Annotated in this window: 2 protein-coding genes; both read left to right on the forward strand. The window is 39.7% G+C overall.

The annotated features are described in order from the left end of the window. Positions 1 to 289: LPXTG cell wall anchor domain-containing protein (locus JZO70_RS22155; RefSeq protein WP_207675877.1), on the forward strand; the 289-nt coding region annotated here is incomplete at its 5' end. A gap of 90 nt (positions 290 to 379) precedes the next feature. Continuing rightward, positions 380 to 2,517: MucBP domain-containing protein (locus tag JZO70_RS22160; protein WP_207675878.1), on the forward strand; the 2,138-nt coding region annotated here is incomplete at its 3' end.

A 2,517-nucleotide genomic window follows, 5' to 3' on the forward strand; every position in this document is an offset into this window, starting at 1 on the left:
CGATTCAGATTCGGATAGCGATTCAGACTCAGACAGTGACTCAGATTCCGATAGCGACTCGGATTCAGATAGTGACTCTGATGGTGAAGATACTAAACAGCTTCCTAACACAAATACAAATGGTAATAATAGTTCAGGAAATTCAGGCAGCAAGAAGTCACTTCCAAGCACCGGAACAGAAGACAGTCAGATTCTTTATTCAGTTGCTGGATTGGGAATGGTTGGATTAGGAATTACTTTCTATGGTGCTTCTAAGAAAAAGAAAAAACGTAATGAAGCGTCAGAATAAGTAAGGAAAAGATACAACCACTTGATGAAGCTGCACGATTAGCAACTCCTAACCTGTGCAGCTTCATTTCCTTAAAGGAGGAACTTGTTGATGAATTTTGATGATATGAAACAAGAGTACGAGCCATCGCTCGAGAAAAAAATCATCTATCGTAGAAATGGAAAAAGAATAATTATAGCTAGTAGTCCGTTTGTCGCATTGTTCATCGGTTCAATGACGATTGGGAACGTTTATGCTGCGGGACTTAATGAACAGAGTTTAAATAGCACTGGGACTGATCTCTCCAATTTGAATGTTGAGAATGTAGTAGGACTAACTACAACTACTACAAGTGATTCTTATGATTTTTTAATTCCACCTGATGGTATGTCAGCAAATGCTACAAATACGTACAATGCTATCGTTAAACCTGCTCTAGAAAAAGCTGTACTAGTCAGTAACGAAAAAGATGTAATGGATAAGATTAATGAGGTTTTGGAAGTTCGGGCGAATGACCCAATCAATTTCTATAAGGACCTTGAAAAAGTTGTTAACGAACTAAACTCAATGACCGCTACACTGAGAGATGCTCGCAGTGCTGCTGTTAGAAGAGCGAATACGGCAATGGCCACAGATTTTAGAGAACATCCAATCCTTGAAGCGACTTATTATAATCACTTGGATGAAGCCTATCAGACCTTGCGTACTGCTACTAGAGCTGCTGGCACAACTCCGACAGTGAAAACTGCTGAATTGATAGGATATGCAGAGATTTTTGAACAGCTTACACAAGAAGTCATTGATGATTTTTCGGAATATGGTCCTACTGGCGGCCCACTTTCAGATCAATGGGTAGAAACCGCAAAAGTTACTTACATTTATGTAGATACCTTTGGGAATACAATCAGAGAAGAAATCGGTGAAGGTGATATTGGAGTAGCAGTTCCTGACAAAGTAATTGACATTCTTGATTATACTTTCATAGAGATTCAAGAGGGTTCTGATGAAACTGTCAAAGAAGATGGGACTTCAAGAGTCACTTATGTTTATGAAGGAAATCTAACTAATGTTACCTATCGTTATTTGAGTGATACGGGTAAGGTACTAGCTGAGAATGAAGTGAATTCTACTTATCGAGTTGGGCAAGCAATTGAAGATTCAATGAAAACCTTTGATAATTATACCTTTGATAGTAAAACTGGTGATGCTGTAGCACAACCTGATGGCACCTCTGTAATTACTTATACCTATAAAGGAAATGCTTCGGACGTTACCTACAGATATGTGGACCAACATGGTGTCGAGATAAATACTACTTTAGTAGACACTCAGCGTTTTGATGATGAAGTTGCTAACAAAGCAGTAGAAATTCTAGGTTATGACCTTGTTCGTACGGATAGCAATTCAAATACCGTTTTAGGCAATAACGAGACAGAAGTTACCTATGTATATGAAGGTCAAGAAAAAACAATCACCTATCGGTACGTAGATAGAAATGGCGAAACAATCCTTGAAGATCCAGTGTCTGTTAAAGTCGGAGATACTATTTCAGACAAAATTGAGGTAATGACTGGCTATATTTTCGTCGAGAAACAAGCGGGCTCATCTGAAGGAGTTATCGGAGTAGATGATACTCCAGTGGTTACTTATACGTATGGAAAATTAGGTGGATTTATTTGGTCAGTTCCTGACCCCGATGATCCTGAAGTTCCAGAAACTAAGTTTGAGTATTACGAAAATGATTTAGATGATGCAAGCAAGATATCAGAAAATTCTGTTATTCCATATTATTCAGGACACACAGCAACTACGCAAGATGGTCAATTCTTAGAGCTTGTTGACGAAAATGATCCATCAAAAGGTTACAAAGCACCTATCGTTGACAATCCTGAAGAAGATACAGAAATTATATATGTAAGAAACGACGACGAATCTGATAGCGATTCAGATTCGGACAGCGACTCAGATTCGGATAGCGATTCAGACTCCGACAGCGACTCAGATTCGGACAGCGACTCAGATTCGGATAGCGACTCAGATTCGGATAGTGATTCAGACTCGGATAGTGATTCAGATTCCGACAGTGATTCGGACTCAGACAGCGATTCGGACTCGGATAGTGACTCAGATTCCGATAGTGATTCAGACTCAGATAGCGATTCGGATTCCGATAGTGACTCAGATTCGGATAGCGATTCAGACTCCGACAGCGACAGTGATTCTGATAGTGACTCAGATTCGGACAGCGA

The organism is Candidatus Enterococcus moelleringii, from assembly GCF_017377575.1.
GTDB lineage: Bacteria > Bacillota > Bacilli > Lactobacillales > Enterococcaceae > Enterococcus_A > Enterococcus_A moelleringii.